The organism is Vreelandella nanhaiensis, from assembly GCF_003990185.1.
GTDB classification, from domain to species: domain Bacteria; phylum Pseudomonadota; class Gammaproteobacteria; order Pseudomonadales; family Halomonadaceae; genus Vreelandella; species Vreelandella nanhaiensis.
This window is the reverse complement of sequence record NZ_RZHF01000005.1, coordinates 30,028-54,219: the sequence shown is the minus strand read 5'-3', so window position 1 is coordinate 54,219 and position 24,192 is coordinate 30,028. Positions and strand designations below refer to the sequence as shown.

At 55.1% G+C, this 24,192-nt stretch carries 20 protein-coding genes; 7 read left to right on the top strand and 13 right to left on the bottom strand.

Annotation, left to right across the window (positions count from 1 at the left end; genetic code table 11):
- Positions 1-10 precede the first annotated feature (10 nt).
- Positions 11-1,201 carry an MFS transporter gene (locus ELY38_RS03845; protein ID WP_127060189.1) on the top strand — a complete coding sequence of 397 codons (1,191 nt, stop codon included), beginning with the start codon at positions 11-13 and terminating at the stop codon, positions 1,199-1,201.
- A gap of 117 nt (positions 1,202-1,318) precedes the next feature.
- Here ELY38_RS03845 and ELY38_RS03840 read toward each other — a convergent pair whose 3' ends face one another.
- Positions 1,319-1,801, bottom strand: a complete 483-nt coding sequence (locus ELY38_RS03840) for an FKBP-type peptidyl-prolyl cis-trans isomerase (protein ID WP_127060188.1) — start codon at positions 1,799-1,801, stop codon at positions 1,319-1,321.
- A gap of 180 nt (positions 1,802-1,981) precedes the next feature.
- On the opposite strand from ELY38_RS03840, the gene ELY38_RS03835 reads away from it, so the two are divergent.
- Positions 1,982-2,260: a hypothetical protein gene (locus tag ELY38_RS03835; protein WP_127060187.1), complete on the top strand. Its 279-nt coding sequence runs from the start codon at positions 1,982-1,984 to the stop codon at positions 2,258-2,260.
- A 94-nt stretch (positions 2,261-2,354) separates the two neighbouring features.
- On the opposite strand, the gene ELY38_RS03830 is transcribed toward ELY38_RS03835, so the two are convergent.
- The 8 genes from ELY38_RS03830 to ELY38_RS03795 all read right to left on the bottom strand — a co-directional run bounded on the left by ELY38_RS03830 (position 2,355) and on the right by ELY38_RS03795 (position 10,642).
- The gene (locus tag ELY38_RS03830) at positions 2,355-2,822 is read right to left on the bottom strand and encodes an outer membrane lipoprotein (protein ID WP_127060186.1); all 468 of its coding nucleotides are present in this window, start codon (positions 2,820-2,822) and stop codon (positions 2,355-2,357) included.
- 245 nt (positions 2,823-3,067) lie between these two features.
- Positions 3,068-4,666, bottom strand: coding sequence for an isocitrate lyase (locus tag ELY38_RS03825; protein WP_127060185.1), 1,599 nt, complete (start codon positions 4,664-4,666; stop codon positions 3,068-3,070).
- Between the two features lie 342 nt (positions 4,667-5,008).
- A complete protein-coding gene (locus ELY38_RS03820; RefSeq protein WP_127060184.1) occupies positions 5,009-6,187 on the bottom strand; it encodes a cupin domain-containing protein in 1,179 nt (392 codons plus the stop codon).
- A gap of 42 nt (positions 6,188-6,229) precedes the next feature.
- Entirely contained in the window at positions 6,230-7,618 is a 1,389-nt protein-coding gene (gene purB / locus ELY38_RS03815) for an adenylosuccinate lyase (protein ID WP_127060183.1), read from the bottom strand.
- A gap of 91 nt (positions 7,619-7,709) precedes the next feature.
- Complete coding sequence (gene hflD, locus ELY38_RS03810; RefSeq protein WP_127060182.1) at positions 7,710-8,351, bottom strand: high frequency lysogenization protein HflD; 642 nt, start codon at positions 8,349-8,351, stop codon at positions 7,710-7,712.
- A complete protein-coding gene (gene mnmA / locus ELY38_RS03805) occupies positions 8,348-9,505 on the bottom strand; it encodes a tRNA 2-thiouridine(34) synthase MnmA (RefSeq protein WP_127060181.1) in 1,158 nt (385 codons plus the stop codon). The genes hflD and mnmA overlap by 4 nt, the downstream gene beginning before the upstream one ends.
- A gap of 73 nt (positions 9,506-9,578) precedes the next feature.
- Entirely contained in the window at positions 9,579-10,034 is a 456-nt protein-coding gene (locus ELY38_RS03800) for an NUDIX hydrolase (protein ID WP_127060180.1), read from the bottom strand.
- Complete coding sequence (locus ELY38_RS03795) at positions 10,031-10,642, bottom strand: pseudouridine synthase (RefSeq protein WP_127060179.1); 612 nt, start codon at positions 10,640-10,642, stop codon at positions 10,031-10,033. The genes ELY38_RS03800 and ELY38_RS03795 overlap by 4 nt, the downstream gene beginning before the upstream one ends.
- A gap of 229 nt (positions 10,643-10,871) precedes the next feature.
- Here ELY38_RS03795 and ELY38_RS03790 point away from each other — a divergent pair, with 229 nt between their 5' ends.
- From ELY38_RS03790 to clpA, 3 genes are all read left to right on the top strand, one after another.
- Positions 10,872-13,106 carry an NADP-dependent isocitrate dehydrogenase gene (locus tag ELY38_RS03790; RefSeq protein ID WP_127060178.1) on the top strand — a complete coding sequence of 745 codons (2,235 nt, stop codon included), beginning with the start codon at positions 10,872-10,874 and terminating at the stop codon, positions 13,104-13,106.
- A gap of 287 nt (positions 13,107-13,393) precedes the next feature.
- Entirely contained in the window at positions 13,394-13,699 is a 306-nt protein-coding gene (gene clpS / locus ELY38_RS03785) for an ATP-dependent Clp protease adapter ClpS (protein ID WP_127060452.1), read from the top strand.
- A gap of 140 nt (positions 13,700-13,839) precedes the next feature.
- Positions 13,840-16,116, top strand: a complete 2,277-nt coding sequence (clpA, locus tag ELY38_RS03780; RefSeq protein ID WP_127060177.1) for an ATP-dependent Clp protease ATP-binding subunit ClpA — start codon at positions 13,840-13,842, stop codon at positions 16,114-16,116.
- Between the two features lie 138 nt (positions 16,117-16,254).
- Here the strand turns inward: clpA and infA are convergent, their stop codons facing one another.
- The 3 genes from infA to aat all read right to left on the bottom strand — a co-directional run bounded on the left by infA (position 16,255) and on the right by aat (position 18,151).
- On the bottom strand, positions 16,255-16,473 hold the full coding sequence (gene infA / locus ELY38_RS03775; RefSeq protein WP_007111068.1) for a translation initiation factor IF-1: 219 nt from the start codon (positions 16,471-16,473) through the stop codon (positions 16,255-16,257).
- Positions 16,474-16,620: 147 nt separating this feature from the next.
- The gene (locus ELY38_RS03770) at positions 16,621-17,355 is read right to left on the bottom strand and encodes an arginyltransferase (RefSeq protein ID WP_127060176.1); all 735 of its coding nucleotides are present in this window, start codon (positions 17,353-17,355) and stop codon (positions 16,621-16,623) included.
- 37 nt (positions 17,356-17,392) lie between these two features.
- A complete protein-coding gene (gene aat, locus ELY38_RS03765; protein WP_127060175.1) occupies positions 17,393-18,151 on the bottom strand; it encodes a leucyl/phenylalanyl-tRNA--protein transferase in 759 nt (252 codons plus the stop codon).
- Between the two features lie 118 nt (positions 18,152-18,269).
- Between aat and ELY38_RS03760 the strand changes: the two genes are divergently transcribed.
- Both ELY38_RS03760 and lolA read left to right on the top strand, forming a co-directional pair.
- A complete protein-coding gene (locus ELY38_RS03760; RefSeq protein ID WP_127060174.1) occupies positions 18,270-21,677 on the top strand; it encodes a DNA translocase FtsK in 3,408 nt (1,135 codons plus the stop codon).
- Positions 21,678-21,843: 166 nt separating this feature from the next.
- Positions 21,844-22,497 carry an outer membrane lipoprotein periplasmic chaperone LolA gene (gene lolA / locus ELY38_RS03755; RefSeq protein WP_127060173.1) on the top strand — a complete coding sequence of 218 codons (654 nt, stop codon included), beginning with the start codon at positions 21,844-21,846 and terminating at the stop codon, positions 22,495-22,497.
- A 100-nt stretch (positions 22,498-22,597) separates the two neighbouring features.
- Here the strand turns inward: lolA and ELY38_RS03750 are convergent, their stop codons facing one another.
- Positions 22,598-23,929: a replication-associated recombination protein A gene (locus tag ELY38_RS03750; protein WP_127060172.1), complete on the bottom strand. Its 1,332-nt coding sequence runs from the start codon at positions 23,927-23,929 to the stop codon at positions 22,598-22,600.
- Positions 23,930-24,192 lie beyond the last annotated feature (263 nt).

Below are 24,192 nucleotides of genomic sequence, written 5' to 3'. Positions count from 1 at the left end.
TAGGAATGGTATGATTGAAGACAAGACACGCGCCTGGTGGCGAGCCACGATGGCCCTATGCCTAGGGTCATTTTTGGTTTTTATTAATCTGTATGTTCCTCAACCGTTGCTACCTGAGCTCAAGGCCATCTACGGTGTGTCGACCTTAGGCGTCAGCCTGCTGATGTCAGTGGCTACTCTGTCGCTGGCGTTGGCCTTGCTAGTATTTGGGCCGCTTTCCGATGCCATTGGCCGTGAAGGCATCATGCGTATCACCCTGTTACTCGCCGGGGGGTTGTCGCTTGCACTGGCGTTTGCGCCGAATTTTGAAGGCCTGTTACTGCTGCGTCTGATTCAAGGGTTTGTGCTGGGAGGCCTGCCCGCCGTGGCGATCGCCTGGATGGGTGATGCATTTGAGAAGCCGGCCTTGCTGAGCGCTGTGGGGCTATATATTGGTGCAAACTCCTTGGGCGGTATCAGTGGGCGTATCGTAGGTGGAGCCGCCGCTGAGATTGGCGGGCCGCAGGCGGCGTTCATCGCCGTTGGCGTAATGACGTTAATTGGCTGCGCGCTGTTCTGGCGTCTGCTGCCTAATAGCCATACCTTTATGCCCAAGCGTTTTCAGCTACGCCGCGCGCTTACGGATCTTGTCGGTCACCTGCGCACGCCGGTGCTGCTCGCTGCTTATTGCCTGGGTGGCATCAACTTCCTGATTTTTATCAATCAGTATAGTTATATTACCTTTCGTTTGGCCGCTGCACCCTACCAGTTGGCGGCAACCGGTCTCGGATTGATTTTCCTGACCTATCTGGGCGGCACGTTTGGTTCTACCGTATCCGGGCGCTTGGCTCAGCGCTTTTCGCCAGCCATGTGCATGATGGCGGGCGTCGTGATTCTGATGGTGGGTACCGCCGTTACCTTGAATGATTCATTAGCCCTGATTATTGTCGGGCTGACCATTAATGCGTTTGGCTTTTTCCTTACCCACTCGCTGGCCTCTAGCTGGGTAGGGCGCTACGCCCAAGGCGCACGTGGCAGCGCATCTGCGCTATATCTGGTGTTTTACTACGTGGGGGCGAGCCTGGGCGGGTTCTGGCTGGAGCCTTTTTGGCAGGGCGCCGGTTGGTCGGGTATTACCTGGGGCTCGTGGATTTTGCTGAGTATCACGCTAATGATTGCACTTGGCATGCGCCGCTTTGAGCGCTGTGATAACGCCGTGTGATGAAGGTCGTATCTGGGCTAAGTACATTGTTAATGCTCCTTGAAACGAACGAACCCCACAAGTTGTGGGGTTCGTTTGACATCTGAAGTAGCCAAAAGGCCGCCTCTTTTTTAGCAATTAGTGCTCAACGCCACCTTCACCGTGCACGTGGCCGTGCTCAGTCTCTTCCTGGCTCGCTTCGCGAACGGTCGCAATTTCAACATCGAAGTTGAGGTGCTGACCTGCCAGCGGATGGTTGCCGTCAACGATAACCGTATCGCCTTCAACACTTTTTACTGTAACCATGAGCGGGCCGCCTTGCGTCTGAGCCTGGAACTGCATGCCCGGCTCAATGCCTTCAACGCCCTGAAAGGCATCACGCGGTACTTCTTGAACCAGCTGTTCCTGAACTTCGCCGTAACCCTCTTCAGGCGTTACTTTGACGTTCAGCTTGTCACCGGCTTCGCGGCCTTCCAGTTCCTTTTCCAGACCTGGGATGATGTTACCCGCGCCATGGAGATAGGTTAGCGGCTCGCGGCCTTCAGAACTGTCTAGCACTTCACCTGCATCGTTGGTCAGAGTGTAGTGGAACGCGACAACCGAGTTTTGTGCAATTTGCATTGAATAACCTTTCGGTGAGTGCATGTCCCAACATGGTAACGCGTGAGGCGTGGCTTGTCAGGGGGTAAACGGGGTTTTTACGCTCACCAGCCTTTCGCGGTATTGCACCTCAAGGTGACTGGGGATACTCTAAGTCCACCCATTTTCCCCTTTTACGACCCTTATTCACCGGAGTTTTCTATGACAATCTTTCTTATTTGGCTGATCGCGTTTGGTCTGATTGCCTATTTTGTCGATCAACGCTGGAGCCGGGGCGTCAGCCAAGGGCTTGACCGCTTCTTGCCTAACATGTTGAAAAGTAATGGTGAAAACCGGTATCTATGGGTTGCGACACTCGCTGTGTTAGGCGCGACTACATTGGTTTTCCCGGTAGAAATGTTGCTGGTCGTTATTCTGTTGGTATTAATTGGTCTTCTGGTAGTAAAGCTTGCCAATTGGGCCAGCAGTCTTAGCCATTAAGCGCGTTTGAATACTTGTTAAAAAGCCCGGCCATCGCAAGATGGCCGGGCTTTTTGATATAGATCACATCAATAAAATACGCTACAGCATTAAATTAATAGGGTGCAACGCTCAAGTTGCCGCCGCTACCAATCAGGCGCACGCGCTGACCAGCTTGGTATTGATGGTCAGCCCGTTGTACAACGACTACATCGGTGCCGTCATCACGTCGAATTTCCATTTCCAGAGCGCTCACGCGGTTGGCGCGATCTTCCGCAGCCGAACCGGCCACTGAGCCACCCAAGGCGCCTGCAACGGTTGCCAACTGGCGGCCTGAACCGCCCCCTACCTGGCTACCTAAAAGGCCGCCGATAATGGCGCCGCCGCCGGTACCCAATAGGCCTCCCGCACGGCTGTCAGCCTGGATCTGAACTGGGCGAATAGCGACAATTGTGCCGTAAGCAACGCTTTGGCCGGTTTGCGCTTGATTACCGCGATACACATCACCTGAATAGGGCGCTGTGTTGGCACACCCAGCTAAGGTCAGGATGCTTAACGCAGCAACAGGTAGTAAACGTTTCATTAAAACCTCCAGGGTATGGCAACTTAAAGCAGCAGTGGCAGGACGCTTCAATTACAAAACAGTGTTCGCTAAAAGATAACTGAAGCTCTGCGCTTTGACCAGTGTTTGATTAAAAAGGTCATGAATCAAAGGACATAATAGTAGTGTAGACAGGGAATAAGAAAACAGTGTGCACGTATAACGACAAAAAAACCAGGAGCTTAAAGCTCCTGGTAGCTGGGGGTTTTCGTTAACTGTGCAGGGCGTTAGCCAAACTGGTTCATCGTATTATCTTTGCCGCCTGCCTTAAGTGCTGCCTCGCCATGGAAGAACTCTTTATGATCATCGCCGATATTGGAACCTGCCATATCTTGGTGCTTCACCGTGGCAATTCCCTGGCGAATTTCTTCTCGCTGAACGCCACGCACGTAGGCCAGCATGCCTTCTTCGCCAAAGTAGCCTTTTGCCAGGTTATCAGTGGAGAGCGCTGCTGTATGGTAGGTAGGCAGAGTAATCAGGTGATGGAAAATGCCCGCCTCGCGAGATGCGTCACGCTGGAAGTTGCGGGTCCACTCATCTGCCAACTGGCCAAGCTCGGTCTTGTCGTATTCGACACTCATCAGCTTATCGCGCTGGTAGGCCGACACGTCTTTACCTTCCTGCTCCCAAGTATCAAACACCTGTTGGCGGAAATTCAGTGTCCAGTTGAAGGAGGGCGAGTTGTTATACACAAGCTTGGCGTCCGGGACTACTTCACGGATACGGTTGACCATGCTGGCAATCTGTCCCACATGGGGTTTTTCTGTCTCGATCCACAAAAGGTCAGCACCGTTTTGCAGGCTGGTAATGCAGTCAAGGATAACGCGGTCTTCACCGGTGCCGGGCTTGAACTGGTAAAGGCCGGAGGCCAGGCGCTTCGGTTTAACCAGCTTGCCGTTCTGCTTTATCACCACATCGCCATTGTTGATATCGGTGGCGTTCTCGATCGCGTCGCCATCCAGAAAGCTGTTGTACTGATCGCCCAGGTCGCCCGGCTGGTGAGTCACCGCGATTTTCTGGGTCAGTCCGGCGCCTAGTGAGTCGGTGCGTGCAACAATTACGCCGTCCTCCACGCCGAGTTCAAGAAAGGCGTAGCGCACAGCGTTGATCTTGGCTAAAAAGTCCTCGTGAGGAACGGTCACCTTGCCATCCTGATGACCGCACTGCTTCTCGTCGGACACCTGGTTTTCCAATTGGATACAGCAGGCGCCTGCCTGAATGAATTTCTTAGCGAGCAGGTAAGTGGCTTCAGCGTTACCAAAGCCTGCGTCAATATCGGCAATAATCGGTACTATATGGGTTTCATGATTATCGATCTTGTCGATGATCTCCTGCTCTTTGACCCTGTCGCCAGCGGCCTTGGCATCATCCAGCGCGCGGAACAGGTGGTTAAGTTCCCAAGAGTCGGCCTGTTTCAGAAAGGTGTAAAGCTCTTCGATTAAATTGGCGACCGAGGTTTTTTCATGCATGGACTGATCGGGCAAAGGCCCAAACTCGGAGCGCAGTGCGGCGACCATCCAGCCTGACAGGTAAAGATAGCGGCGCTGGGTAGTGCCAAAGTGCTTTTTAATTGAGATAAGCTTCTGTTGACCAATAAAGCCATGCCAGCAGCCCAATGATTGGGTGTATTGCGAGGTGTCAGTATCATAGGCGGCCATATCGTTGCGCATGATGGTGGCGGTATACCGCGCAATATCCAATCCCGTATGAAAGCGGTTCTGGGCGCGCATACGAGCTGCATATTCAGGTTTGATAGCCTCCCATTTTCCACCTTGTGCTTCGCGTAACTGGGCCATGGCTTTAATATCGTTGAGCAGTCCGGTCATGAGATACCTCCAAGGTTGTAATAGCGACTCGCAAGTGGGTTAACAGGTTTGCTGCGCTTGCGAAGATGTTTTCAGCAGGTGCCAACATAAGGCTGATAGTTGGCGGTGTTATGAGCAGCCCCGTTGGCGCTGCAGTGCAATAACTATTGACGACAAAGGAGGATCCAACAATTGACACTTGGGGGCAGGCGGGGTTGTAGCTCGACGACAGCGGCTTAGTAAAACGGCGGGTTTATGTAGTCGTTTTTCGTCAACTATATAAACAGAAGACAAAAAAACGCCGCTCTAAGGCGGCGCTCTGGCATAGTCAGTCAGCTAGGTCACAAGATAACTCAAGGCCGACTACTCTGGGTCTTCCTCACTCATGAAGCCCAAACTGCCTGAATTGATCAGCTGGGTAAGCAAAGAGGCGGCGCCTTCAAGCTCAAGCACCTCTTCGTACATCGGCTCGGTGTCTGCCAGACGCTTTGCAAGTGCCTCTGAGCAGGCATGACCATCGCCATCGACAAACAGCGTGGTGCCGCTTGTATCGCTGCGCCAGGCAAAGCGCGAACCGGGCATGTGGAAAAGCGGTTCGCCCTCCTGTAGATGCGCTACTACTGCGGCTTCTTCCATAGGTGGATCCAGCGGCACGACCTGATCCATGTACTTGGGCTGAGTCATCACACGGCCAAACCACTGGGCGATCTGCTCAGGGTTGTCAAGTGTGGCCAGCATGAACTGACGCATACGCTCAATGGCCGCATCGTCAAGCTCACCGGCCTGGCTGGCAGGCGCCATTCCCGCATCGCTGTAGCGTTGAGAGGCAGGCAGCTGCTCGCCCAGGTAGTCTGCGTAAGAGGTAATCGACTCGTCCGCAGATGGTGCCCTGAAGCCTACCGAAATGGTCATGCAATCATCGGTCTGGCTAACGCCGTGATGCGCCCAACCCGGCGGCAGGTACAGCATGTCGCCAGGCGCCAGCGTCCAGTCGGAATCAGGCTCGATCTCAAAGGTTTCCAGAATGCGCAGGTCAATGCCTTGAATGATTGGGGCATTGTCCGGTTGTTTGCCACCCAGCTGCCAGCGGCGGTGACCACTGGCTTGTAGTAAAAAGACATCGTACTGATCGATATGTGGACCCACGCTACCGCCAGGCGGGGCGTAGCTGATCATGATATCGTCCAGCCGCCAGCGTGGCAGGAAGTCAAACTCGTCCATTAGCGCGGCGATGGAGGGTACATAGTGATCCACGGCCTGAACGAGCAGGCTCCAGTGGCCCTCGGGCAGGCGTTCAAATGTTGCCTCATCAAACGGGCCGTGGGAAACCTGCCAGGCGCTGTCCGGGCCTTTCTCTTCCACCAGGCGCGCTTCCACCCCCGGCTCGCAGGCAAGTCCGGCAAGCTCGTCAGGCTCAATGGGGCTGACGAAGTCGGGGATAGCACCACGAATCAGCAGCGGTCTCTGTTGCCAGTAGTTGGCCAAAAAGTCTGCGGGCGTGAGATCGCCCAGCAGGGTGAGTGGCTTATCGTGTTGGCTCATGGTGATATCCTAATTGAGTGGCCGTAGCGCTTGTGAAAACGCTTATGACAAGCTGCCAATGCGTTGGGTAAGCGCTTCAGCCTGCGCTTGTGCATTACCAATATAGCTTGCCGGTGAAAGCTCTTTAAGCTCTGCTTTAACGTCATCCGGCAGCTCAAGGGTGTCGATAAAGGTAGCAAAGCCTACCTGATCGATCCGCTTACCGCGTGTCAGTTCCTTGAGTTTCTCGTAGGGCTTTTCAATACCGTAACGGCGCATCACGGTCTGGATCGGCTCGGCGAGCACTTCCCAGCTGTTATCCAGGTCTTCGGCCAGGCGTTCAGGGTTGGCTTCCAGTTTGCTGATGCCCTTGAGGCTGGCGTGATAGCCAATCAGGCCGTAGGCCAGGCCTACGCCCAGATTACGTAGCACGGTGGAATCGGTTAAATCACGTTGCCAGCGGGAAATTGGTAGTTTTTGTGCCAGATGTCCCAGTACCGCGTTGGCCAAGCCCAGGTTGCCTTCAGAATTTTCAAAATCGATCGGGTTGACCTTGTGCGGCATGGTGGAGGAGCCGATTTCACCCTCTACCGTGCGCTGTTTGAAGTAGCCTAGCGAAATATAGCCCCATACGTCGCGGTCATAATCGATCAGGATGGTATTGAAGCGGCAGACGGCATCAAAAAGCTCGGCAATATAGTCATGCGGCTCGATTTGGGTCGTGTAGGGGTTGAAGCTCAAACCCAGGCCTTCAACAAAGGTACGCGCGTTGGCTTCCCAGTCGATGTCCGGGTAGGTGGCCAGGTGGGCGTTGTAGTTGCCTACTGCACCGTTGATCTTGCCCAAAATTTCAACGCGCTCGATCTGCTTGAGCTGGCGCTTCAAGCGATACGCCACGTTGGCCATCTCTTTACCCAGCGTCGTGGGGCTTGCGGTTTGACCATGGGTGCGCGAGAGCATCGGCTGTGCCGCATGGGCAATGGCAAGCTTGGCCACTTCATCGGCCACTTCGTGCATGGTGGGCAGCAGCGCCTTGAGACCATCGGCCAGCATAACGCCGTAAGAGAGGTTGTTGATGTCCTCGCTTGTGCATGCGAAGTGAATGAACTCGGTTACCGCATTCAGTTCGGCGTTACTGGCAATCTTTTCCTTCAGGAAATACTCAACGGCTTTTACATCGTGATTGGTGGTGCGCTCAATCTCCTTGATGCGCTCGGCGTCTTCAAGTGAGAAGTCACGAATCAGCTGCTCAAGAAAAGCGCCTGCCTCGGCGGAAAGAGACGGCACTTCGACGATCTGGTCGTGCTCGGCCAGACGCTGTAGCCAGCGGACTTCCACAATGACACGGGCGCGGATCAGACCAAACTCGCTGAAATGTTCGCGCAGGGCTGCGGCTTTGGAGCCGTAGCGGCCGTCAACGGGGGAGAGAGCAGTCAAGGCGGAGAGTTGCATGGCGTCGTTTCCAAGTAGTTCGAGAGTAAGTGATTCAAGAGCAAAAGCAGTGAGAAGTTTGAAGCGGCATAGCGGCGTAACGCTAAGTGGCCTAGCCGAGGCTGTCCAGCGCGCGGCGCAGCGCCTTGCGCTGAAAAACCAGCTTCCAGCGGCGGCCCCCTTGCTGGTGCCATAAAAGCCCAAAACGGATACCTGCCAACAGGCAGGCCCGTACGCGCTCGGGCATCATGCGGCTTTGCAGTAAAGAGGGGTCACCCTGTACCACAATGCGCGTTTTAAACGTTGAGATAGTCTCCTGGTAAGCTTCACCCAGGCTTGCAATCACGTTTTCATGCGTGGTGCCAAAGTGCTCGGCTTGCCCCTGAATACGGGTCAGATGCTGGCCAAGGGCGTCCATCATGGCGTTGTTGGTGCGCAGCTTGTTCATGACCAGCAAAATCGTGAAACCATAGCGCAGCACCACCGGGTTTGCCTGTTTGCGGCCCACCAGGGCTTCGAGGGTTTCAAGACCCCGCCGCAGGTTATTGGGATGGCCGCCATAAATCGCTTCAAAGCTTTCCGGGTTGGTATCCACGGTCGCTTCAATCAGGGTATCCCAGGCGCGGGTATCTACCTGACCGGTGCGGGCCAATTCATCCACCAGGCTTGCAGCTTGAAACACACCCGCCAAGGCCAAAGCCTGGCGCATGGAGGGTGAGTCCGGGGCGCGATGAATCGGCGTTGGTGTATTCATGCGCCTGCCTCCGCGGCGTTCCAAGTAGCGCGAATAACGCCGCCACCCAAGCAGATATCACCATCGTAAAGCACCAGCGACTGGCCGGGCGTGACCGCCCACTGCGGATCGTCGAAAGTGACTTCAACCCCGCCATCGGGCAGGGTACGCATTTCGCAAGGGCAGTCGCTTTGCCGGTAGCGGGTCTTGGCGGTGAACCGGCCTGACTGAACCGGTGGCTCGCCCGCGACCCAGTCCATGGCTTCGGTAGCCAGCGTGTCGGAATAGAGCAGCGGATGATGCTTGCCCTGGACAACGATCAATACATTGCGTTCAAGATCTTTGGCCGCCACGTACCAGGGCTCTTCCGAGTAGTTGGCAAGCCCGCCAATCCCCAGCCCCTGACGCTGGCCCAGGGTGTAGTACATCAGCCCTATATGCTCGCCGATGGTGTCGCCTTCAGGCGTTTCGATCGTGCCGGGCTGGGCGGGCAGGTACTGCTGCAGAAAATCGCGGAAACGGCGCTCACCGATAAAACAGATACCGGTAGAATCTTTTTTCTTGGCGGTAATCAGGTCGTGCTCTTCAGCCAGAGCGCGTACTGCAGGCTTTTCCAGCTCGCCAACAGGGAATAGCGTCCGAGCAATAGCCGCTTCGGGCACTGCGTGCAGAAAGTAGCTCTGGTCCTTGTTGCCATCTAGTCCTTTAAGCAGGCGTGGGCGGACATCGCCGTCGCCTTGGCGAACCTGTCCTTGACGGACGTAGTGGCCGGTGGCGATTTTCTCGGCGCCCAGCATTTCCGCGTACTCAAGGAACACCTTAAACTTGATTTCCCGGTTACACAGAATGTCGGGATTGGGCGTGCGCCCAGCCTTGTACTCTTCCAGGAAATGCTCGAATACATTATCCCAGTACTCGGCGGCAAAGTTGGCTGTATGCAGCTTGATACCCAGCTTGGCACATACTGCCTCGGCGTCGGCAAGATCTTCCTTAGCCGTGCAGTACTCAGTGCCGTCGTCTTCGTCCCAGTTCTTCATGAACAGGCCTTCTACCTCGTATCCTTGCTGCTGCAGGATCAAGGCGGAAACAGACGAATCGACGCCACCCGACATACCGACAATCACTTTGCCAGCTGCGGATGACTCGGTGGTGGGTGAGCCATTGGTGGATGTCATTGGCATCCTCGGTTGATGTGGTATGCAATTGGGCGGTGATTATACACGATGGGGGGTTGGTGCTTCGAGTGCTTCACTCTTGAATGACGCTCAATGGATAGCAGCGTTCGCTGACAGCGTCCTCAATGCGCTTGAGTACCAGTGGACTCCTTAAGCGGTTTTCGTCATTCAGGGCGCGAATTTCGTCAAGCGTCAGCCAGTGGGTAGCCACAATATCGCAGTCTAATGGGGTGCCAAGCTGGGTAAGCGGCTTGGCAAGAAACCCGTGGCTGTGAAATGTCTGACCATCTAGGGCGTGAAAAACATAAAGCCCCAGGTAGCCGGTGAGCGTGACACGCCAGGCGGTTTCTTCCTCTACCTCACGAAGAACCGCGGCAATGGGCCCTTCGCCTGCTTCCACATGACCGGCTGGCTGGTTGAATACCGTTTTGGGGCCACCCTTTGCTTCTTCTACCACTAGATACCGGTTATCCCGCTGAATGACGCAGGCGGCTGTACTGTGAATGGCGATGCTTCGGGTGGCGCTCATGAGGATTTCCTATGCCGGGAAGCGCTCGGTTTGCCCGAGCGCTTGGTGCTCTGCGCTTGACGCGGGGCGTGCAGGGTTTCCTTACGCCACTCTCCGGGTTGCAGGTCACCCAGTTGCCAGGGTCCGATCGAGGCACGGATTAACCTGAGCGTGGGAAACCCCACGTGGGCGGTCATGCGGCGTACTTGGCGGTTGCGTCCCTCGCTGATGGTAATTTCAAGCCATGAAGTAGAGGGGTGGCGTTTAGGGTCAATGGCAGGCTCACGAGGGGCGAGCGCCGGCGGTGCTATCAGCCGTGCCTTGGCAGGGCGGGTAGGGCCGTCTTTCAAGGTAATACCGGCGCGCAGCGCGTTGAGCGCTTTGTCATCAACCTGGCCTTCCAGCTGCACCCAGTAAGTTTTGGGCTGCTTGTGACGCGGGTGAGCAATCCGGTGAATGAGCGCGCCGTCATCGCTGAGTAACAGAAGGCCTTCAGAGTCATAATCAAGCCGGCCAGCCGCATAAACCCCGGGTACATCAATAACGCTGGCCAGGGTGGCCCGCCCCTCGGTATCCGTGAATTGGGAGAGCATGCGGTAGGGTTTGTGTAGTAAATATAAGCTGCTCATAAAGTCTCTTACATCTTGCGCCGGATTTGTCGACAATCTCTCATGCGGTTAAAGTGCAGCGCTGGTATACTCCTGCGTGACCGCTGGAGTCGTCGTCAACACCACCGAAATGATAGTAGAGCAGCGCGTTAAGCTGCTTAGTGCGCTTCGCGGCACGGGCTATCGTCGAATGAGCCGCGTAGCTTAGGATTTTATAACGAAAGCGACTAGAAAAGAGGTTAACGCAAAAATGTCCCAAACGCCGAAGATCATTTACACGCTTACCGACGAAGCCCCTGCGCTCGCGACATATTCCCTGTTACCGATTATTGATGCCTTTACAGACTCTGCCGGTATTGAAGTCGAGACTCGCGACATTTCCCTGGCGGCGCGCGTGCTGGCCCAGTTCCCTGACCTGCTCAACGACGAGCAGCGTGTCAGCGATGACCTGGCCGAACTTGGCAAGCTTGCCACCACGCCTGAAGCCAACATTATTAAATTGCCCAATATCAGTGCCTCCGGCCCGCAGTTGAAGGCCGCAATCAAAGAGCTTCAAGGCCAGGGCTACCCGCTGCCTGACTACCCGGAAGAGCCTAAAAACGACGAAGAAAAAGCCATCAAGGCGGCTTACGACAAGGCCAAAGGCAGCGCTGTTAACCCGGTACTGCGTGAGGGTAACTCTGACCGCCGTGCGCCAAAGTCGGTCAAGAACTACGCCCGTAAATACCCGCACCGCATGGGCGAGTGGAGCAGCGACTCCCAGTCCCACGTGGCTCACATGAGCGAAGGCGACTTTTACGGCAGCGAGCAGTCCACCGTTATCGAGAAAGCCGGCAAGCTAAAGATTGAGCTTCAGCAAAAAGACGGCACCACTACCGTTTTGAAAGAAGGTCTGGTGGTTCTCGAAGGCGAAGTGGTTGATGCCGCCTGCATGAGCAGCCGTCGTCTGCGTAGCTTTATCGATAGCGAGATCAGCGATGCCAAGGCGCGTAATGTACTGTTTTCCCTGCATCTAAAAGCGACCATGATGAAGGTTTCTGATCCCATCATGTTCGGAATTGTGGTTGAAGAATTCTACAAGAGCGCGCTTGAAAAGCATGCAGATGCGCTTAAAACCGCTGGTTTCAACCCCAATAGCGGTATCGGTGATCTCTACAGCGCGATTGAGTCGCTGCCGAGTGATCAGCAGGAAGCGATCAAGAACGATATCGAGGCGCTTTACCAAGAGCGACCGCCCATGGCGATGGTCAACTCCCATAAGGGAATCACCAACCTGCACGTGCCAAGTGATGTGATCATCGATGCCTCCATGCCGGCGATGATTCGTGACTCAGGCAAGATGTGGGGCGCCGACGACCAGCTTCACGATACCAAGGCCGTTATTCCAGACCGCTGCTATGCCACTATTTACCAGGCGGTAATCGAAGACTGCAAGAAACACGGCGCCTTTGATCCGACCACCATGGGCAGCGTTCCTAACGTGGGCCTGATGGCGCAGAAAGCAGAAGAGTATGGCTCCCACGACAAAACCTTCCAGATCGCTGCCGACGGTACCGTGGTAGTAAGTGACGAAAACGGCAATACGCTGTTCAGTCATGATGTTGAAGCGGGCGATATCTGGCGTATGTGCCAGACCAAAGACGCGCCAATTCAGGACTGGGTGAAGCTTGCCGTTACTCGGGCCCGTGAAAGTGCCACTCCAGCAATCTTTTGGCTGGATGCCAACCGCGCCCACGATGCCCAGCTGATCAAGAAGGTAGAAACGTACCTTAAAGACCACGATACCAGCGGTCTGGATATTCGCATTCTGACGCCGGTAGACGCCATGGCGGTCTCTCTGGAGCGTATTCGCAAGGGCGAAGACACTATCTCGGTTACCGGTAACGTGCTGCGTGATTACCTCACTGACCTGTTCCCGATCATGGAGCTGGGCACCAGCGCGAAGATGCTGTCTATTGTTCCGCTGATGAACGGTGGTGGCTTGTTTGAAACCGGCGCGGGCGGTAGCGCACCCAAGCACGTTCAGCAGTTCCTGGAAGAGAACCATCTGCGTTGGGATTCCCTAGGTGAATTCCTGGCGCTTGCGGCTTCTCTTGAGCATCTGGGCAGTACGTTCGGCAATGCACGTGCCACTGTGCTTGCCAAGACGCTGGATGAAGCCAACGGCAAATTCCTGGACAGCAACAAGTCGCCTTCACGCAAGGTGGGTGAGCTTGATAACCGTGGCAGCCATTTCTACCTCGCACTCTACTGGGCAGAAGCACTGGCCGCACAGGATGATGATGCCGAACTGAAATCGCTGTTCGCCCGCTTGGCAGAAACACTTAAAGCCAATGAAGAGACCATCGTTGCTGAGCTCAATGATGTTCAAGGGAAGGCTGTTGATATTCAGGGTTATTTCCGCCCGAACGGTGAGCTGGTAAGTCAGGCAATGCGCCCTAGCAAAACGTTGAATGAAGCCCTGGCCGTGGTTGCCAAGGGCTAACGTCGCATCGCCCTCGACTACCGGAGCGTTGTAGCATAACCCTCGCCCCTATAATGGGCGGGGGTTTTTTGACTTTTGCGGTATGCTATTTTTAATACCGTGTGAACCCTTGTAGAGCTTGAGCGTCATAGCTATTGACTGGTCACTATTGCGGGTTGCAATTGCTGAGTAGCGCAGGCTGGGTCGTTCCTGAGTCTTTGAGATAACCAATAGTGCAATCTATGTCCAAGTTAGCGTTTGATGTAACAGCGGCTTCCCATGGAGTAGCCGGTATGACACGACCTGATATGCCCGATGACGGGGATGTTGCTGTCCAGCAGGCCAAGCCTGAGCTGGCGCAGCCACCTCTGTATAAGGTCGTGTTACATAATGACGATTACACGCCCATGGATTTTGTCATTGAAGTGCTGCAAGAATTTTTCAGTATGGACAGCGAGAAGGCTGTTCAAATAATGCTTGCTGTACACACCCAGGGTAAGGCGACCTGCGGCATCTTTACCCGCGATATTGCAGAAACGAAAAGCCATCAGGTAAATGAATATGCCCGTGAATGCGAGCATCCGCTAATGAGTGATATCGAGGCTGCAAATTAGCAGTATTGATAAAAAATTGTCAGCGAAGGCTTGCAACCCTGCCATTTGTACCCGATGTTGAAAGTACCGGCCGATTAAACTGATCCGACGCAAGTCCTAGGGGGCGATACGCCCTAGGTAGTAGCTAAAAGGGGACTGCCATGCTGAGCAAAGAACTTGAATTGACCCTGAACACGGCCTTTACCGTTGCTCGTTCAAAGCGCCACGAGTTCATGACGGTTGAACATCTGCTGCTAGCGCTGCTGGATAATGCCTCGGCAGTGGATGTGTTAAAGGCGTGCGGGGCAAACCTCGACAAGTTGCGATCCGATCTGCAGGATTTTATCAACTCAACCACACCGCTGATTCCTGAAGGTCATGGGGATCGTGAAACGCAGCCTACACTTGGTTTTCAGCGTGTACTGCAGCGTGCGGTGTTCCATGTTCAGTCGTCGGGTAAAAGTGAAGTTACCGGCGCCAACGTGCTTGTCGCTATCTTTTCTGAACAGGAAAGCCAGGCGGTCTATTTCCTCAAGCAGCAAAGCGTTGCCCGAGTTGATGCCGTCAACTACATCGCCCACGGTATTTCCAAAGTGGCAGGCCATGGCCCATCACAATCAACTTCTTCCCAAGAGGGTGAAGATGTTGAAGAAGGCGCGGCTGAAAGCGGCACACATCCGCTTAATGGGTATGCCACCAACCTTAATGAACAGGCACGGCTAGGCAAGATCGATCCGTTGATTGGGCGCGATCATGAGCTTGAGCGCGTGGTGCAGATTCTTGCTCGGCGGCGTAAAAACAATCCGCTGTTGGTTGGTGAAGCTGGCGTAGGTAAAACCGCCGTAGCAGAAGGGCTTGCCAAGCGTATTGTTGAAGAAGACGTGCCCGATGTCATTGCGGATGCAGTCGTTTATTCGCTGGATATGGGTGCCTTGCTTGCTGGCACCAAGTACCGCGGCGATTTTGAAAAGCGCCTGAAAAGCCTTTTGGGTGAGCTGCGTAAACAGCCGAATGCGGTGCTGTTTATTGATGAAATCCACACCGTTATTGGTGCGGGCGCGGCTTCGGGTGGGGTAATGGATGCTTCCAATCTGCTGAAACCGCTTCTTTCGTCGGGTGAGCTTCGTTGCATTGGTTCTACCACCTTCCAGGAATTTCGCGGTATTTTTGAAAAGGATCGCGCCCTGGCGCGTCGCTTCCAGAAGGTTGATGTGTTGGCGCCGTCCGTTGACGACACTATCAAGATTCTCAAAGGGCTGCGTTCGCGCTTTGAAGAGCATCATGAGCTCAAGTACACCGATGGAGCGCTTGAGAGCGCGGCGCGTCTGGCCGATCGTTATATCAATGATCGCCATCTGCCGGACAAGGCGATTGATGTGATCGATGAAGCGGGCGCTCACCAGCGCCTGTTGCCGCCAGAAGTGCGTGCCAACACCATTGATGTTGAACAGGTGGAGGCCATTGTGGCGTCCATTGCGCGTATTCCGCCGAAGAGCGTTTCAAGCTCAGACCGCAAGTTGCTTGAGAAGCTTGACCGTGATCTCAAGATGCTGGTATTCGGGCAGGACGAAGCAATCGATACGCTGTCAGCAGCTATCAAGCTATCGCGCGCCGGGCTCAAGTCGCCGGATAAGCCGGTAGGTAGCTTCCTGTTTGCCGGACCTACCGGGGTAGGTAAAACCGAAGTGGCCAAGCAGCTTGCCCATATCATGGGTATCGAGCTTGTGCGCTTTGATATGTCCGAATACATGGAGCGTCATACCGTGTCGCGCTTGATTGGCGCGCCTCCTGGCTACGTTGGTTATGATCAGGGCGGCCTGCTGACTGAAGCTGTTACCAAGCAGCCCCACTGCGTGTTACTGCTGGATGAGATTGAAAAAGCGCACCCGGAAGTCTTTAACCTGTTACTACAGGTCATGGATCACGGTCGCTTGACCGACAACAACGGTCGTGAAGCAGACTTCCGCCACGTAATCCTGATCATGACGTCCAATGCGGGCGCTGAGCAGGCATCACGTCGCTCGATCGGCTTCCAGAGTCAGGATCATTCAACGGATGCCATGGAGGTCATTCGACGGACCTTCTCGCCGGAATTCCGCAACCGCTTGGATGGCATCATTCAGTTCCACGCCTTGCCAGCTTCAGTCGTGCGCAACGTCGTCGACAAGTTCCTGATCGAACTCCAGGCGCAGCTTGATGAGAAACGCGTACAGTTGGATGTAGACGATACTGCGCGGAATTGGCTGGCCGAGAAGGGCTACGATCCGGACATGGGGGCTCGACCCATGGCGCGCTTGATTCAGGAGAAGCTCAAGAAGCCGCTTGCTGAAATGATCCTGTTTGGTGAGCTAGCTGATAACGGCGGGATCGTACACGTCAGTCTGGAGGAGGGGGAGTTGCATCTCTCCACCGAGACTGAAATGGCGGACGCGCCCTGAAAAGGGCGCTAAGATCGCCTTGATGCGTAGCGCTTAAACATGCAGTAGATTGCCACAGCGCCCTGTCTTCGACGGGGCGTTGTCGTATACAGGTGCTGGCGCCGTACTGCTGGTCAGCTGAATAGGCGTTATAAAGGCTTAGCGCGAGCGATAGACAATGCGGCCTTTGGATAGGTCGTACGGTGTTAGTTCCACTTTCACCTTATCGCCGGTCAGGATGCGGATGTAGTTCTTGCGCATTTTTCCAGAGATATGCGCGGTAACAACGTGGCCGTTTTCAAGCTCAACACGGAACATGGTGTTGGGAAGGGTATCAACAATTACGCCTTCCATTTCAATATGATCTTCGCGTGCCATATAGGCAGATCCTCACTTATTTAACGTAGTTAGCAAACCAAAACCGTTTCAGGATTCAAGTGCCAGATCACCGGCCCATAAGAAACAGCGCTATATTGTGCCGTAAGCTCGTCGTCAAGGCAAAAAAGCTGGCCCAATTTACGCATATTAACGAATCAGCGGCCGCCAATGGCGCCCATCCAACAACTCAATAGGAGAAAAGTCCTGCTTGTAGCGCATTTTCCGGCACTCCTCGATCCAGTACCCCAGATAGAGATGTGGCAGGGATTTTTCAATACAAAGTTCAATCAGCTTGAGCACCGCCAGTGTGCCTAATGAGCGTCTATCCAGCATGTCGCCAACTCCAAAGAAGGTATAGATGGCGGAAAGGCCGTGTTCTAACTGATCGAATGCTGATACGGCCACCAGCTCTTCACCCAGGTACATCTCCAGCAGGTAGGCATAGGGTTCTGGCAGGGTTAAGAAGGTCTGGTACTGTTCGCGGCTAGGTGGGTACATATCGCCGTCAGCATGACGTTGACGAATATACTCTGCGTAAAGCGCGTAATGGCGTGCCTCATAGCGTGCTGGCACGATACGAGTGGTAATATCAGCATTACGCCGCCATACCTTGCGCTGGGAGCGGTTGGCAGTGAATTGCTCAACCGGAATACGCACAGAGCGGCAGGCGCTGCAGTTTTCACAGTGCGGACGATACAGGTGCCGCCCGCTTCGCCTAAAGCCAAGCAGGGATAACGAATCATAGACGCCCCGGCCAGGTGACTCCTGTGGATCCAGAAAAAGCGTTGTTGCCTCTTTATCGGGGAGATAGCTGCAGGTATGCGGCACGGTAAGAAAAAAGCGCAGATCCCGCACTGGCCCACGAGGAGCATTACTACTCACAGCTTTCCTCCCGTATAACGTAGCTTAATAACGTAACCTAAGCCTGCCAGCGTACAGAATTACCCTGGCTGGGTATGGCGCTTAACCAGGGTGATCCCGGCACCTGAGGGGCTTCATCAGGTGATGAAATATCAAATGCCTTTTCAGGCAGCCACTGTTCAAGATAGTTGATGAATGTCTCGCGAGCGACTGTTGTCGCCCCAAGACTTGCCAGGTGCGGTGTATGCATCTGGCAATCGATCAGCTTGCCGCCATGGGCCTCCATGGCACCTGCCAGATGGGCAAGTGCTACCTTGGAAGCATCCGGCACATTTGAGAACATGGACTCGCCAAAAAAGACCGGCCCCATGGCCAGACCATAGAGCCCACCCACCAGTTGGCCCGCTTGGTGTACCTCGATACTATGTGCAATACCTAGACGATTAAGCGCGACGTAGGCATTGTACATCTCATCGGTGATCCATGTGCCGATGTCTTCGGCCCGTGGCGCGGCGCACGCATTAATTACGTGCTCAAAATGTTGATTCAGGGTAACGTCAAACCCCCCATTACGTAGCCGTTTTGCTAAGCTACGGCGCAGCTTGAACTGCTCGGGTCGAAGTACCATGCGCGGATCAGGACTCCACCATAAAATGGGGTCGTCGTCACTGTACCATGGGAAAATCCCGCGTCGGTATGCCTCTATCAACCAGGGCGGCGAAAGGTCGCCACCGGCGGCCAGCAGGCCATTGGGCGAATCCAGCGCAACGGCGGTAGGCGGAAATGTTGGGTATGGCGAAGAAAGCCAAGGTAGCATTATTTGCTCCTGTTACTGAGCACTTGATGAGAAGCTCTGTGACGGCGGAAGGATGCTCGGTATGATGCAAACTCGCAAGTGGATTAAAGACGCCATTGAGGTGTAAAGGGAGAATCGCTTGAAAGTGAACAAGGCAGTAGACAAGCGAACGCAGCGTAATTCGCGTCAAGCACCATCTTCGGCCTCTTCTGCGCGGGTAAAAGCCGCGAAAGATAAAGCGCGCCGGTTTGGCCTGCGTTTACAGGGCTCGGTGCGTGAAGGCGTAGTGGTAGTACTGCTGGCGCTGTGTGTATTTTTATTATTAGCACTATTTAGCTACCACCCGGAAGACCCCGGCTGGTCCTATCAGGGGCCAGAAACCGATGTCCGTAACTGGATGGGGCCGGTCGGCGCCTGGCTGGCTGACGTTCTCTATTCTCTTTTGGGGGCAAGCGCACTCTGGTGGCCGGGCATGTTTGGCTTTGCTGCTTGGTGGCTGATGCGCTCGCGTCAGGTACGTTTTGAACTCGACCCGGTGGCCATCGCCGTGCACGCCGGTGGACTGGTGCTGTTGATGTTCGGCACTACCATGCTAGGGGCGCTGCATTTTTATCACCCCAACAGCATCTTGCCCTATGCCTCGGGCGGTATTCTGGGCGAAGGGCTGGTCGGCACCTTAAAACCGCTGGTCAGTAGCGGCGGGGTGGGTTTGATTGCGGCGGCCCTGATCCTGATCGGGTTTCCCCTTTTTAGCGGCATGTCGTGGCTACAGGTAGCGGATGAAGTTGGTCGCCGTCTTTGCCGCGTGGGCGGCTGGTTTAGCGCGCGTCGGGAAAAAAGCCGTGAGAAACGTCGTGAGCGCGCCGCGCTGCGAGCGTCTCTAAAGCCTGCTCCCAAGGCGGAAGAGCCTCCCCGTGCGCCAAACCCCAAGCGCGACAAGAGCCGTGCGCGCCGCGAGCCTGAGTTCTCTGCATCGGCTGTCGAGTCTACCGATACGTCTATTCCCTGGGAAGATACCAACCTGCCTGATGAGATGTTGGCGGATAAAACGGCGGTTAATAAAAAGCCGGTTGGTGACGCAGGCGGCGATAAAGTGCCGCTCAATGAAGCATCTGCACAGCCAGCCGTAGCAGTTGCGCCAACTGACCCAGAACCCAAGCCGGTATCTGCAGCATCTAGCGCACCAGCGCCCGAGGTTCAGGCTCCGATAGTGCCTGAACCGAAGATTGCGCCTGAGCCTGAGCCTGAGCCTGAGCCTGAGCCTGAAAAAGCCCTGCGTGCGGACGCCTTCTCAGCGCGTGCTCATGAAGATGAGCAAGTGCCGCCTGCTGTGCCGCTATACACTCAGGACGCCCCAACGGAACCGGTCGAGGAGCAACCCTCTACCGCTGAAGCATCTGCTCCAAGTGCTGCGGAAAATGAAAAGGCAGACACGCAGAATGAAGCGCCACTTAGCCTGCGAGCTTCTCGCGAAGAGGATGCCACTTTCCCTATGGCATCACATTTCTTTGCCCGGAAAGAAGTTGATGACGAGCAGGGTGAGTCAGACAGCGAACAGGATGACGAATGGCAGGATGAGCGCGAGTGGGAGCGCCAGGATTGGCACAGCGAAGCGTCCGCCGTTCAGGCAGAAAAGCCGCTTCGTCCTGAGCCGACGCTTAGCCCGACGGTCATCGCTGAATCCGCTACCATGGGTGAGCCTTCACTGGGTGCCGAGACACGTCATGCTCCCAGGTCTGAGCGCGTACCCGAAATAGTTCCCGAGCCGGTTTGGGAAGATGACGAAGCTGAATTGCCCGTGCAGACGGCAACGCCTACGCCTTTATCTCAGCACCAAGCTCAAGTTCAATCTCACGCTCAGTCGCAACCGCAACCGCAACCGCAACCGCAACCGCCTCAGCCTCAGCCGGTAAGTGCGGCTCGCCATGAGCCGACCTTCTCGGCGGATGACGTGGCTGAGGAAGCCGACAGCGGGCCCACGCTCTGGACCGTTGAGCACCTGCAGAATCAGCGCCCAGTATTTGAAACCCTGCCTGAGCCTGAAGGCGAGGTGCCAAGTCTACAGCTGTTGACTCCTGCTGAGCCGCATCAGCCCAACTACACAGAAGAGCAGCTTGCCGACATGGCCGAGCTTCTTGAAGTGCGGCTGCGCGAGTATGGCGTGAAGGCAGAAGTGGTGGATACCTGGCCCGGGCCGGTTATTACGCGTTTTGAAATAAAGCCCGCAGCAGGCGTCAAGGCATCCAAAATCAGCAATCTGGCAAAAGACCTGGCACGCTCGCTGATGGTGAAAAGCGTGCGTGTTGTTGAGGTCATTCCCGGACGCCCAACCGTCGGGATCGAGATTCCCAACCCGCACCGGGCAATGATTCGCTTGCGTGAGGTCATCGACTCTGAGCGCTACCAACAGGAAACCTCGCCGCTGACCATGGCGCTTGGCCAGGATATTGGTGGTGGCCCGGTGATTGCCAATTTGGGCAAGATGCCCCACCTCTTGGTGGCCGGTACCACCGGGTCGGGTAAGTCAGTGGGCGTTAACGCGATGCTGATATCAATGCTGCTTAAGGCCAAGCCCGATGAGCTCAAACTCATCATGGTGGACCCCAAGATGCTGGAACTCTCGGTCTACGACGGTATCCCACACCTGTTGGCGCCGGTAGTGACCGACATGAAGGAGGCCGCTAACAGCCTGCGCTGGTGTGTGGCTGAAATGGAGCGCCGCTACAAGCTGATGGCCGCCATGGGCGTGCGTAATATTGCTGGCTTTAACGGTCGGCTGGAAGAGGCTGAACGCGCCGGCGCTCAGGTGGCTGACCCGCTATGGGAACCGCAGCCTTGGGAGATGCACCAGACGCCGCCCATCCTCGAAAAACTGCCCTATATCGTGGTGGTCATCGATGAGTTTGCCGACATGTTCATGATTGTCGGTAAAAAGGTGGAAGAGCTGATTGCTCGTTTGGCACAAAAGGCCCGGGCCGCGGGTATTCATTTGATCCTAGCTACACAGCGGCCCTCGGTGGATGTCGTGACCGGTCTGATCAAGGCCAATATTCCCTCACGGATGGCGTTTCAGGTGTCATCGCGTATCGATTCGCGCACTATTCTTGATCAGGGCGGCGCGGAAAGCCTGCTGGGCCATGGGGATATGCTCTATCTGCCGGCAGGCTCCGGCCCGCCCAATCGCGTGCATGGCGCCTTTGTGGATGATGATGAAGTGCATCGTGTTGTGGATGACTGGAAGCGTCGCGGTGAGCCTGAGTACATCGAGGAAATTCTCTCGGGTGGCGTATCAGCCGATGCTTTGGCCGGCCTTGAAGCTGAGGGTAGCGATGGGGATGATGCCGAACAGGACGCGCTCTACGATGAAGCCGTTCAGTTTGTGACTGAAACTCGCAAAGCGTCCATTTCGGCGGTACAGCGGCGTTTCAAGATCGGCTACAACCGTGCAGCGCGTCTGGTGGATGCCATGGAGATGGCAGGGGTTGTGTCTTCAATGGGCACCAATGGGGCGCGCGAAGTGCTGGCACCGCCGGCAGCGGGTCACTAAACGCCTGTATGAATCATGCAATAAGCGTGAAAGTCACGCCGCGGTTGAAACCCCGCGGCGTGTTTCGCGTCTGAAGGACCACATGGACGTTGTTAACGATCCTCAGCTTTTTTTTCGGGCAACGTATGTCTATTTAATCTGACAACGTATGTCTAGGGAGAACACTATGCGCGATTCGCAAACTCTGCTTTCTTCACCCCTGTCTTTGGCGGCAGCGGCGCTTGGATTAACCTTTGCAACGCCTGCTGCCTGGGCCAATGATGCTGCTGAGCGCTTGACCGAACGGCTTGAGCCGCTGGAAAGCTACCAAGCCACATTTGAGCAAAAAATTCTGGATGGCAGCGGCGAACGTCTGCAAAGTGCTACTGGCGAAATGTGGCTTTCACGCCCTGGCATGCTGCGTTGGGAAGTGGAGGCGCCTTACTCCCAGGTTGTGGTATCCGACGGTAGCGATATTTACCTCTATGACCCGGATCTTGAGCAGGTAACCGTGCAACCCATGGATGACCGCGTCACCCATACACCTGCGCTGCTGCTTTCGGGCAACATCGGTGATCTGACCAGTAGCTACGATGTAGTTTACAATCACGAAAATGGCGAAGACGTATTTACCTTGATTCCCAGCTCGGCCGATACGCTGTTTGAAGAGCTGAACATGGTGTTTGATAACGACACACTGACGCAGCTTTGGATGATGGATAGCACCGGCCAGCGAACGTTGATCACGTTTAGCGATATCACCCAGAACGGCTCCATTAATCGCAGCCTGTTCAACTTCGATATCCCTGAAGGCACTGACGTTATTCGTGAAGAGTTTTAGTCGCCAAGGGTGAATGGAGAAGAGGAAATAGTGAATAGCAAGTTGTGAATGGAACGTGGCGGTCAAGTAAAATCGCTCGCCACCGCAACAATCAGGCGCCCTAGGGCGCCTGATCTGCTTCCTGGTCGCGGTTTTCGCGCCATGCCATTATTTCTGCAAAGCGTTTCTCCTGGCCTATCTGGCTTGGCTCGAAAAAGCGTATCTTGGGTAGCTCTTCCGGCCAGCAGTCGTGAGTGCTGCCTGCCGGGTAGCCGTCGGGTTCATTATGCGCGTAGCGATAGCCTTCGCCGTGACCTAGCTGCTCCATTAGCTTGGTCGGGGCGTTGCGTAAATAGGTGGGCACCTCCACCTGGGGCTGTTGGCGTACGTACTGCTTGGCGGCATTCCAGGCGCGGTCAATCCGGTTGCTCTTGGGAGCCACGGCCAGATGAATGGCCGCATGGGCAATCGCTCGCTGGCCTTCGTAATCCCCCAGGCGCAAATAAGCGTCCCATGCGGCAATTACCAGTGGCAAGGCACGAGGGTCGGCATTGCCGACATCTTCCGAGGCAATCGCGGTTAGCCTGCGCACTATATCCAATGGGTCGCCGCCACCCTGTAGAAAGCGCGCCATATACAGCAGAGCGGCATCCGGGCGTGATGAGCGGATGGACTTATGAATGGCAGAGAGCAGATCGTAGTAGGCGTCCCCCTGTTTATCAAACGCGCTCGCCTGATGGCCTATCACATCTGAAAGAACGGACGCGCGCAGCAATTCCTGGCCATTTTCGATCTCGGTAAAGTCACAAGCAGTTTCCAGTAGGCCCAGCGCTCGCCGGGCGTCTCCTGCGCTGGCATGAGCCAGCGCGGTGAGAACGTCGTCTTCTACCTTGATATTCCGCTTGCCAAGGCCGCGCTGCGCATCCCTAAGCGCTTGGCGCATGACGCTAATGAGCTCGTTTTCAGAAAGCGCTTTGAGTACATAGACCCGCGCGCGCGACAGCAGGGCAGAGTTAACCTCAAACGAAGGGTTCTCGGTAGTGGCACCGATTAACGTTAGTAGACCAGACTCTACGTGGGGCAGTAGGGCATCCTGTTGGCTCTTGTTTAACCGGTGTATCTCATCCAGAAAAAGAATGACCTGCGAGGTGTGCTGCTGAGCACGCTCGACAACTGCGCGTATCTCTTTAACGCCTGCCATTACCGCGCTCAAGTGCTCAAGGTGGGCGCTAGATGCCTTGGCAAGCAGTTCAGCCAGAGTGGTTTTGCCAGCTCCGGGAGGCCCCCATAAGAGCATCGAGCGGATCTGACCCGCCTCCGCCATGCGCCGAAGCGGTTTGCCCGGCCCTACTAATGCCTCCTGGCCAACGTAGTCTTCAAGAGTTTGCGGACGCATTCGATACGCCAGAGGAGCGTCGTCACTGGGTGTCCGCTGTGAGTCAAAAAGGTCCATGTAAACTTCCGTTGTAAATCGAGACGTTGAGCAACAAAGTAACCACAAGTGTGTATGGTAAACGGCGTATTGTCAGGCTACCTTTTGCATAGCCTTTAAAAAATAGTCATTTAAAACCTGACAGAATTCGTTGAATCAAAAAAACGTTGCTTAAAAAAAGTCCCTTTCAAACACCATGGACTTGCTAGAGTAATAATCAAAGGGCATGGTGAAACACGGCCGTGGCAATTGATAAAAAAATTTAGTGATAGAGCTGAATCAAA

Excerpts from the sequence above, each read along its gene's own strand:
- ELY38_RS03845 (WP_127060189.1), top strand. The coding sequence starts at position 11 with ATGATTGAAGACAAGACACGCGCCTGGTGGCGAGCCACGATGGCCCTA.
- ELY38_RS03840 (WP_127060188.1), bottom strand. The coding sequence starts at position 1,801 with ATGCAAATTGCACAAAACTCGGTTGTCGCGTTCCACTACACTCTGACC.
- ELY38_RS03835 (WP_127060187.1), top strand. The coding sequence starts at position 1,982 with ATGACAATCTTTCTTATTTGGCTGATCGCGTTTGGTCTGATTGCCTAT.
- ELY38_RS03830 (WP_127060186.1), bottom strand. The coding sequence starts at position 2,822 with ATGAAACGTTTACTACCTGTTGCTGCGTTAAGCATCCTGACCTTAGCT.
- ELY38_RS03825 (WP_127060185.1), bottom strand. The coding sequence starts at position 4,666 with ATGACCGGACTGCTCAACGATATTAAAGCCATGGCCCAGTTACGCGAA.
- ELY38_RS03820 (WP_127060184.1), bottom strand. The coding sequence starts at position 6,187 with ATGAGCCAACACGATAAGCCACTCACCCTGCTGGGCGATCTCACGCCC.
- purB (WP_127060183.1), bottom strand. The coding sequence starts at position 7,618 with ATGCAACTCTCCGCCTTGACTGCTCTCTCCCCCGTTGACGGCCGCTAC.
- hflD (WP_127060182.1), bottom strand. The coding sequence starts at position 8,351 with ATGAATACACCAACGCCGATTCATCGCGCCCCGGACTCACCCTCCATG.
- mnmA (WP_127060181.1), bottom strand. The coding sequence starts at position 9,505 with ATGACATCCACCAATGGCTCACCCACCACCGAGTCATCCGCAGCTGGC.
- ELY38_RS03800 (WP_127060180.1), bottom strand. The coding sequence starts at position 10,034 with ATGAGCGCCACCCGAAGCATCGCCATTCACAGTACAGCCGCCTGCGTC.
- ELY38_RS03795 (WP_127060179.1), bottom strand. The coding sequence starts at position 10,642 with ATGAGCAGCTTATATTTACTACACAAACCCTACCGCATGCTCTCCCAA.
- ELY38_RS03790 (WP_127060178.1), top strand. The coding sequence starts at position 10,872 with ATGTCCCAAACGCCGAAGATCATTTACACGCTTACCGACGAAGCCCCT.
- clpS (WP_127060452.1), top strand. The coding sequence starts at position 13,394 with ATGCCCGATGACGGGGATGTTGCTGTCCAGCAGGCCAAGCCTGAGCTG.
- clpA (WP_127060177.1), top strand. The coding sequence starts at position 13,840 with ATGCTGAGCAAAGAACTTGAATTGACCCTGAACACGGCCTTTACCGTT.
- infA (WP_007111068.1), bottom strand. The coding sequence starts at position 16,473 with ATGGCACGCGAAGATCATATTGAAATGGAAGGCGTAATTGTTGATACC.
- aat (WP_127060175.1), bottom strand. The coding sequence starts at position 18,151 with ATGCTACCTTGGCTTTCTTCGCCATACCCAACATTTCCGCCTACCGCC.
- lolA (WP_127060173.1), top strand. The coding sequence starts at position 21,844 with ATGCGCGATTCGCAAACTCTGCTTTCTTCACCCCTGTCTTTGGCGGCA.
- ELY38_RS03750 (WP_127060172.1), bottom strand. The coding sequence starts at position 23,929 with ATGGACCTTTTTGACTCACAGCGGACACCCAGTGACGACGCTCCTCTG.